Raw genomic sequence first — 8,547 nt, 5'->3', positions numbered from 1 at the left:
CCGGCACCCCCCCCCCCCCCCCCCCCCCCCCCCGCCCCCCCCCCCCCCGGCCCCCCCCCCCCCCCCGGGGGGGGGGCCCCCCCCCCCCCCCCCCCACCCCCCCCCCCCCCCCCACGAATCTGTGGTGGTCAGTCGGCGAGGACGGGGATGGGCTCGGCGTCGGCGAGGGCGGAGGCGGCCGACTCCGGCGCAGCGGCGGCGCGGGCTGCCGCCCGGCGGCCCGGCAGCGCCAGGGCGATCAGGGCGGCCGCGCCGAGCACCCCGGCGCCGACCCAGACGGCCGGGATGGCCGCATCCACGTATCCGGTCGGAGTGAGCGTCCCGCCCGCTCCCGTGAACACGGCGGTCAGGACGGCGACGCCGAGGGCGACCCCGACCTCCCGGAGCGTGGAGTTCGTACCGGACGCCTTGGCGTGGTCGGCCGGTCGCATGTTCGCGAGGACGGCCGTCGAGCTGGGCGCGAACACGAGGCCCATGCCGATGCCGGCCAGGAGGAATGGGGGCCACATCTCCGAGTAGGGCAGCGTGGCCGACAGCGTCAGCGCGATCCAGCCCATCGACACGGCGAGCAGGGTCAGGCCGACCACCACCGGGAGGCGGGTGCCCGTCCGCGACGACAGCAGGCCGGTGAGTGGAGCGACGACCATCGGGGCAAGGGTCCACGGCATCGTCATCACGCCCGCTTCGAGCGGCGTGTGGCCCTGCACGACTTGGAGGAACTGGATGAGGATGAAGATCGCCCCGAAGATGCCGAAGCTGAAGGTCACGCCGACGAGGTTCGCCACCGTGAAGCTGCGGTCGCGGAAAAGCCGGAGCGGGAGCAGCGGGGCCGACGTGCGCGACTCCCAGAGGACGAACGCCACCAGCAGGGCCGCGCCGGCGATCAGCGGGATCAGCACCTCGGCGCTGCCCCATCCCGCGTCGTTCCCGCGCACGATCGCCCAGACGACCCCGAGCACACCGGGGGCGGCGAGCAGCAGGCCGACGACATCGGCGCGGACGCGTGCTCCGAAGCTGTTCGGCAGGGCGAGGAGCACCAGCGGGATGGCGACCACGCCGAGCGGGACGTTCAGCCAGAAGATGGCCTGCCAGTTCCATCCCTCGACCACGGCGCCGCCGATGAGCGGGCCGAGCGCGACGCCGAGGCCGGAGATGCCGCCCCAGATGCCGATGGCGGCGGGACGCAGACGCTCGCTGACGCTGCCGGCGAGCAGGGTCAGCGACAGGGGCAGGAGGGCCGCAGCGCCGGCGCCCTGGAGCGCACGGGCGCCGATAAGCTGCCACGGCTCGGTCGAGAGGGCCGCGGCGGCGCTTGCGAGCGTGAAGATCGCGATGCCGCCGAGGAACACGGAGCGGCGGCCGAGCCGGTCGCCGAGGCCGACGGCCATCAGCATGAGTGTCGCGAAGGTGAGGGTGTACGCGTTGACCACCCACTGGAGCTCTTCGATGGACGCGCTGAGGTCTGTGGCGATCACGGGCAGCGCGCTGGTGACGACGAGGTTGTCGAGGGTGGCCATGAACATCGGCAGCGAGGCGGCGACGATCGCCAGCCAGATGGGGATGCGCCGCGAGCGGACGGACGTGCCGCCGGCGTCGCGGGTGAGGGGAGCGGACATGCACGCCTCCAAGAAGTGTGGTGAACCAATGTGGTTATCGGATGATTACAAGAGCTGACACTAGTAATCGGCTGATAACCTGTCAAGCGTGACAGACAAGATCAGCGAGAGGATCCCGTCGGCCGAGCGCCGCGAGCAGATCCTCGAAGCCGCCAGCCGGGTCTTCGGCGAGCGCGGCTACTTCGGCGCCACCACCGACCAGATCGCCAAGGCCGCGGGCATCAGCCAGCCGTACGTCGTGCGGATGTTCGGCGGCAAGGAGAACCTGTTCGTCGGCGTGCTCTCGCGGTCGCTCGACCGTCTGTTGGTCGCGTTCACCCGCACGCTGGAGGAGTGGAAGGCGGACGGCTCGCCCGCCGCCCCGACCGTCCCGCCTGTCACCGACGGCACGCCGGTCGCCGGCGCGCACGGCGAGATCGGCCGTCGCCTGGGCCTCGCGTACGTGAGCCTGATCGAGGACCGTGGTCTGCTGCTGTCGCTCATGCAGGCGTTCAGCATGGGGCAGGACCCGACGATCGGCGCCAAGGCGCGCGACGGGTTCCTCGCGATCTACCGGCTGCTGCGCGACGAGGCAGGTTTCGCGCCAGAGGAGGTGCGGTCGTTCCTCGCCGAGGGGATGCTGCTGAACACGCTCCTGGGGCTGCGGCTGCCCGATGAGTACGGCCGGGATGAGGCTGCGACGGAGCTGCTGGAGTGCACCTTCCGGACCAAGCTGGCGCTGGTGCTGGATGTCGCGGCCGAGAGCGGCGGGAGCGTTGCCGGGTCCGCCACGGCGAAGGCGCAGGGCGCATGACCGGCAGCGGTCTCATCCTCGTCGACAAGCCGGCGGGCATGACGAGCCACGACGTCGTCTCCCGGGTTCGGCGCGCCGCGGGAACGCGGAAGGTCGGCCACGCCGGGACGCTGGATCCGATGGCGACCGGGCTCCTCATCCTCGGCATCAACTCGTCCACGCGCTTGCTGACCTACATCGTCGGCGCCGACAAGGAGTACCTCGCGACCATCCGGCTGGGGGCGTCGTCGACAACCGACGACGCTGAGGGCGAGCTGGGGGAGCGGGCGCCGCAGCCCGCGCTCGACGCGGTGACCCCCGACGCGATCACCGCAGGCATCGCCGAGCTGACCGGTGAGATCGAGCAGATCCCGTCGTCCGTCAGCGCGATCAAGGTCGACGGCAAGCGCGCGTACGCCCGCGTGCGTGCGGGCGAAGCGGTCGAGCTGAAGCCTCGCGCGGTCACCGTCGCGGAGTTCGAGCTGATCGGCAGCCGCCGCGACGCGGGCGTGATCGACCTGGACGTACGGGTCGTCTGCTCGTCGGGGACGTACATCCGCTCGCTCGCCCGTGACCTCGGCGCGGGTCTCGGCGTCGGCGGTCACCTGACAGCGCTGCGGCGCACCCGGGTCGGGGCCTTCGCCGTGCGCGACGCGCACGACCTCGCTACGCTCGATGCGGATGCCGCGCTGATCCCGGCGGTGGATGCAGCCGTCCGGCTGTTCGAGCGGCTCGACCTCACCGAGCAGCAGGCGATCGACCTGACGCACGGCCGTCGCATCCACGTCGCCGACCGAGAGGGCGGGGGCGGTGTGCCGGTCGCGGCCGTCGCCCCGAACGGAGCGCTTGTCGGGCTCATCGAGTTCCGCGGAAAGGAAGCACGGACCCTGGTGAACTTCCCGACGGACGAAGCGGTCGGCCCCGCATGATCGAGTGGTTCGTCACCCTCCAGGTGATCGTCGCGTGCGCTGCCGGCATCCTGTGCATCGTGCTCGGGCTGATCGGTCGTCTGCCGGGCGACGTGTCGATGGGCGCGGTCGCGCTCGTAGAGGTACTGCTGCTCGTGCAGCTGGTCATCGCGATCATCGCGCCCGCTGCGGGCAATCCGCCGTCCGGCAGCCTCGCCGAGTTCTACATCTACCTGATCTCGGCGATCATCCTCCCCCTGGCGGGCGGGTTCTGGGCCCTGGTCGAGCGCAACCGATGGAGCACCGTCATCCTCGGCGGCGTCTGCCTCGCCATCGCGGTGATGGTCTACCGGATGGGCCAGATCTGGTTCGTGCAGGGCGCGTGACCGCCTCCGCAGGCAAATAGAATCGAAGGCGATGTCCCACCACACCATGTCCGCGCGCACCGACTCCGATCCGTCCTCTCCGAGGCGGCGGATGACGGGGGTGGGCCGGGTGCTCGTCTTCGTCTACGGCGTGCTGGCGCTGGCAGCGACCGGCCGCAGCGTCTTCCAGATCATCGACCGCTTCCACGAGGCGCCGGTCGCGTTCACGCTGTCCGGGCTCGCCGCCGTCGTGTACATCGTCGCGACCGTCGCCCTGATCGCACCCGGCCGCTTCTGGTACCGCGTCGCGTGGGTCACCATCAGCTTCGAGCTGGCCGGGGTGCTGATCATCGGCACACTCAGCCTGTTCGCGCCCGCCGTGCTGGGGCTGCACGACATCGACCCGTTCGGCCGCGACGCCACGGTGTGGTCGGTGTACGGGATGGGGTACCTGTTCATCCCGCTCGTGCTGCCCGTGCTCGGGATGCTGTGGCTGCGGAAGCACCGGCCGGCGGATGCTCCTGCGGATGATGCGCATGCCGAGGCCGAGTCGGGGGCGGCCTCGTGAAGGTCTTCCACGCGGTCTCCGAGGTGCCGGACGGCTGGGGACCCAGCGCCATCACGATCGGCAAGTTCGACGGGGTGCATACCGGCCACCGCGCGGTGATCGACCGGCTGCGCACCGTCGCCGCGGAGCGCGGGCTCGTCTCGACGATCATCACGTTCGACCGCAACCCGCTCGAAGTGCTCGCTCCCGACAAGTGCCCGCCGTCGCTCGTCAGCAACGCGCAGAAGCTCGACCTCCTTGCGTCGACCGGCGTCGACGCCACCCTCATGGTCACGTTCGACCGGGCGCTCGCGGGGCTCGAGCCCGAGGAGTTCGTGCACCACATCCTCGTCGACCGGCTGCATGCCGCGGCGGTGCTGGTCGGCAGCGACTTCCGGTTCGGTGCGCGCGGCGCAGGAGACGTCGAGCTGCTCCGGCGGCTCGGCGAGACGTACGGCTTCACCGTCGAGCTCATCGACGACGTGCGGCCGGAGCACGGCCGGCGGGTCTCATCCACCTGGATCCGGGAGCTGCTCGCCGACGGCGACGTCGCGCACGCGACCCAGCTGCTCGGCGCCCCTCCGACCGTGCGCGGGCTCGTGGTGCACGGCGCAGCACGCGGGCGTGAGCTGGGCTTCCCCACCGCGAACCTCTCGCCGGAGTCGGAGGGACTCATCCCCGCCGACGGTGTCTACGCCGGCTGGCTGACTGACGCGGGGGAGCGGTATCCGGCGGCGATCTCGGTCGGCAACAACCCGACCTTCGAGGGCGTCCCGCAGAAGCAGGTGGAGGCGTACGTGCTCGACCGCGAGCTCGACCTCTACGACCACACGGTCGAGGTCGCCTTCGTCGAGCGCATCCGCGGGATGGTCGCGTACACGGGCATCGAGCCGCTCATCGCGCAGATCGCGGACGACGTGGAGCAGGCGCGGCGCATCCTCGGCGTCGTCCCGGCGGCCGACGCCGACGAGCGCTCCTGATGGCGGGCGCGAACCCGGCCGCCGACCGGCGGCCGCTCTGGCACGGGCGCGCGATCGCGCTGCTCGGCATCCTGCTGGTCGCGGCGAACCTCCGCACCGCCGTCGCCGCGCTGTCGCCGATCTTCGCCGAGATCCGCACCGACTTCGACGTGTCGAGCATCGGCGTCGGACTGCTCGGGATGCTGCCGCCGGTGTGCTTCGCGGTGTTCGGCCTGGTCGCGCCGACCTTCACGCGGCGGCTGAGCCTCGAGGCCGTCGTGGTGCTCGCGCTCGGCGTCATGCTGGCCGGCCACCTCATCCGCGCGGCGGCGCCCTCGTTCGCGGTGCTGGCGATCGGGTCGGCGGTGACCTTCGCGGGCATGGGCGTCGGGAACGTGCTGCTGCCGCCGCTGGTCAAGCGGTACTTCCCCGACCGGATCGGGCTGGTCACATCGCTGTACGCGACCATCATGTCGGTGTCGACGCTGCTGCCGCCGCTCGTCGCGGTTCCGGTCGCCGATGCGGCCGGATGGCACGTCTCCGTCGGGATGTGGGGCGTGGTCTGCGCGCTCGCCATCCTGCCATGGCTGCGCATCCTGATCACGCACCGTCCGGCGCATCCCGACCGCGATGTGGAGGTCGAGAAGGCGCAGCCGGCGATGGCGGGGCGCGTCTGGCACTCGCCGCTGGCGTGGGCGATGGCCGTGCTGTTCGCCGTGTCGAGCCTCAATGCGTACGCGATGTTCGCGTGGCTTCCGGAGATCCTGCACGACGTGGCCGGACTGACCCCGCTTGAGGCGGGGGCCTTGCTGTCGGTGTATGCCGGGATGGGCATACCGGCGGGGCTGCTGGTCCCGATGCTGGCCGCGCGGATGCGCAACGTCGCCTGGCTGATCTACGCGGGCGTCGCGTTCTTTATCCTCGGGTACCTCGGACTCATCCTGGCGCCCGGCGTCGCGACCTGGCTGTGGGTGGCGCTGGCGGGGCTCGGGCCGTTGCTCTTCCCGCTGTGCCTCGTGCTGATCAACATGCGGACGCGGACGCACGCGGGGTCTGTCGCGCTCAGCGGGTTCACGCAGGGCCTCGGCTACACGCTCGGCGCGCTCGGCCCGCTCGCGGTCGGCGTGCTGCACCAGCTCACCGGATCCTGGACCCTCGCCCTCGTGGTGCTGACCGCCACGGCTCTCGCCGCCGCCGCGGCCGGCGCCGTCGCCGCCCGCCCCAAGTACCTCGAAGACTGACCCCCGGCCCAAGCCAACAGCTCCTGACTTTTTCCGCGAATCCGGCTGAAATCGGCGGAAAAAACTCAGGAGCTGTTGGCTTGGGGGTGGGGGTTAGGGGAGGAGGTTCGCGCGGTGGATGAGGGCGGCGGCCCCGATGAGCGGACCCTCGGAGGAGAGGGCGGACGGGACGATCCGCACCTTGCGCACGAACGGGAAGTAGTGGTGCTCGATGACCTGGCGCATGTGGTCGAAGAGGTCCGGCGTCGAGTGCGAGAAGCCGCCGCCGATGGCGACGAGCTCCAGGTCGAGCAGCGCGGTGGCCGACGCGATCGCGCGGCCGACGGCCTCGCCGGTCCGGGCGATCGCCTCGCGCGCCACGAGGTCGCCCGCGACGTACGCCGCCGCCAGCTCCTCGCCGGTCGCGCCCTCGAAGCCCTGCTGCCGCGCCCACGCGACGGTGTGCGGCCCGGAGGCCATGGCCTCCAGCGCGAACGGGTTGCCGAACGTGTCCTCGCCCTTGATGTCGCCGACCTCGACGTGCCCGATGTGGCCCGCATTGCCGGTCGGACCGGTGATCACGCGGCCGCCGACGATGAGCCCTCCGCCGATCCCGGTCGAGATGACCATCCCCATGACGTTGTCGACGCCCTGCGCCGCGCCCACCCAGTGCTCGGCCATGGTGATCGCCACGCCGTCCATCTCGAGGGTCACGGGCACATCGAGGGAGAGCTCGGCGGCGACACCGGCGACGAAGTCGCGCATCGGGTAGTCGCGCCAGTGCGGCACGTTGAGCGGCGAGACGAGTCCGCGCTGCCGGTCGATCGGGCCGGCGCTTCCGATGCCGACGCCGATGATCGCGGCGTCGGAGGGGAGGGATGCTGCAGCCGCGCGCACGACGCCGCCGACCGACTCCTCGAGCTCCGGGACGGTGGCGTTCCGCCCGGTCGGACGGCGGTGCCGGGAGCCCTCCACGAGGCGGCCCTCCGCATCCACCAGGGCGGCTTCGACCTTCGTTCCGCCGAAGTCGACGGCCAGGACGTAGGGGGTGGGCGCGGTGGCGGCTGTCAGCGAGGGGTCTGTGGGCACGACCCAACGATAAACGAAACGGGCTCTGCTCATTTGAGCATCCACCACACACATGTTGCTCGGGCGCGCGCGCCCTTCCTAAGCTGGAGAGGTGGCCCTGAACGATTCGGACGAGATCCTCGCCGTCAAAGCCGCGGAGCTGTACTACGAGGCCGGCAAGACGCAGGACGAGATCGGCGTCGCCCTCAACGTCTCGCGCTGGAAAGTCGGCCGGCTCCTCGTCGCCGCCCGTGAGCACGGCTTCGTGCGCATCGAGATCGTCCACCCCAGCGCCCGCCGGTTCTCGCTCGAACGCGAGCTCTGCGGCTTCTACGGTCTGGTGGATGCGGTGGTCGTTCCCGCGGCGGAGTCCGACTCCGAGGTCCAGGGGCGGGTGGCGCAGGCCGCCGCCGACTACCTGACCACGCTCCGTCCCGTCCCGCGCACGCTCGGCGTGAGCTGGGGCCGCACACTCCACGCCGTCGCCGCCCGCCTGCGGCCGGGCTGGGCCGTCGGGGTCAATCCCGTTCAGATCAATGGAAGCGTCTCTTCCACGCGCCAGGCCACCGCCGCCGCCGACACAGCCGTCGTCATCGCGCGCAAGGCGCAGGGCACCGCGACCCTGCTCCCGAGTCCGGCGATCTTCGAGCACGCCGCCACCCGGCGGGCGATCGAGGCCGACCGTTCGGTGCAGAGCGTCCTCGAACTCGCCCGCGACGCCAGCGCCTATCTGTTCAGCGCGGGCGTCGTCGACACCAGCTCCGTCCACGTCGACTCCGGCTATCTGTCGGTGGAGGATGTCGCCGCACTCGCCGAGAAGGGCGCAGTCGGCGACGTCGTCGGCCGCTTCATCACCGACGACGGACAGGTCGCCGACCCGGAGCTCAACTCGCGGACGCTGGGGCTCAGCCTCGACGAGCTCCGCTCGGCCCGCACCTCCATCGCCGTCATCGCCGGGGAGGCCAAGCACCGCGTCGCCCACGCGGTCGTCGCGAGCGGGCTCTGCACAATGCTCATCACCGACGAATCCACCGCCAACGACCTGCTCGGGCGCGCGGCGCCCGGCACCACCGCTCCGTAGCATCCGAGCTG

At 71.6% G+C, this 8,547-nt stretch carries 9 protein-coding genes; 7 read left to right on the top strand and 2 right to left on the bottom strand.

From position 1 onward, the window contains the following. Positions 1-128: 128 nt before the first annotated feature. The gene (locus ACF1AJ_RS07165; RefSeq protein WP_391506716.1) at positions 129-1,616 is read right to left on the bottom strand and encodes a DHA2 family efflux MFS transporter permease subunit; all 1,488 of its coding nucleotides are present in this window, start codon (positions 1,614-1,616) and stop codon (positions 129-131) included. A gap of 88 nt (positions 1,617-1,704) precedes the next feature. Between ACF1AJ_RS07165 and ACF1AJ_RS07160 the strand changes: the two genes are divergently transcribed. The 6 genes from ACF1AJ_RS07160 to ACF1AJ_RS07135 are packed head-to-tail and all read left to right on the top strand — an operon-like array spanning position 1,705 to position 6,408. Further along, positions 1,705-2,409 (top strand): TetR/AcrR family transcriptional regulator, encoded by a 705-nt coding sequence (locus ACF1AJ_RS07160; protein WP_391506715.1) that lies wholly within the window; start codon positions 1,705-1,707, stop codon positions 2,407-2,409. Then, positions 2,406-3,317 (top strand): tRNA pseudouridine(55) synthase TruB, encoded by a 912-nt coding sequence (gene truB / locus ACF1AJ_RS07155; RefSeq protein ID WP_391506714.1) that lies wholly within the window; start codon positions 2,406-2,408, stop codon positions 3,315-3,317. Before ACF1AJ_RS07160 ends, truB begins: the two co-directional genes overlap by 4 nt. Then, on the top strand, positions 3,314-3,682 hold the full coding sequence (locus ACF1AJ_RS07150) for a hypothetical protein (protein WP_018190374.1): 369 nt from the start codon (positions 3,314-3,316) through the stop codon (positions 3,680-3,682). The genes truB and ACF1AJ_RS07150 overlap by 4 nt, the downstream gene beginning before the upstream one ends. A gap of 31 nt (positions 3,683-3,713) precedes the next feature. Beyond that, positions 3,714-4,229 (top strand): hypothetical protein, encoded by a 516-nt coding sequence (locus tag ACF1AJ_RS07145; protein ID WP_391506713.1) that lies wholly within the window; start codon positions 3,714-3,716, stop codon positions 4,227-4,229. After that, on the top strand, positions 4,226-5,188 hold the full coding sequence (locus tag ACF1AJ_RS07140) for a bifunctional riboflavin kinase/FAD synthetase (RefSeq protein ID WP_391506712.1): 963 nt from the start codon (positions 4,226-4,228) through the stop codon (positions 5,186-5,188). Before ACF1AJ_RS07145 ends, ACF1AJ_RS07140 begins: the two co-directional genes overlap by 4 nt. Continuing rightward, a complete protein-coding gene (locus tag ACF1AJ_RS07135) occupies positions 5,188-6,408 on the top strand; it encodes an MFS transporter (RefSeq protein WP_391506711.1) in 1,221 nt (406 codons plus the stop codon). Before ACF1AJ_RS07140 ends, ACF1AJ_RS07135 begins: the two co-directional genes overlap by 1 nt. A gap of 93 nt (positions 6,409-6,501) precedes the next feature. On the opposite strand, the gene ACF1AJ_RS07130 is transcribed toward ACF1AJ_RS07135, so the two are convergent. Then, a complete protein-coding gene (locus ACF1AJ_RS07130) occupies positions 6,502-7,476 on the bottom strand; it encodes an ROK family protein (RefSeq protein ID WP_391506710.1) in 975 nt (324 codons plus the stop codon). A 91-nt stretch (positions 7,477-7,567) separates the two neighbouring features. On the opposite strand from ACF1AJ_RS07130, the gene ACF1AJ_RS07125 reads away from it, so the two are divergent. Then, positions 7,568-8,536, top strand: coding sequence for a sugar-binding transcriptional regulator (locus ACF1AJ_RS07125; RefSeq protein ID WP_391506709.1), 969 nt, complete (start codon positions 7,568-7,570; stop codon positions 8,534-8,536). Positions 8,537-8,547 lie beyond the last annotated feature (11 nt).

It is taken from the genome of Leifsonia sp. NPDC014704, assembly GCF_043083605.1.
Taxonomy (GTDB): Bacteria; Actinomycetota; Actinomycetes; order Actinomycetales; family Microbacteriaceae; genus Leifsonia.
The sequence above is the reverse complement of the archived record's forward strand: the minus strand, read 5'-3'. Positions and strand labels throughout refer to the sequence as shown.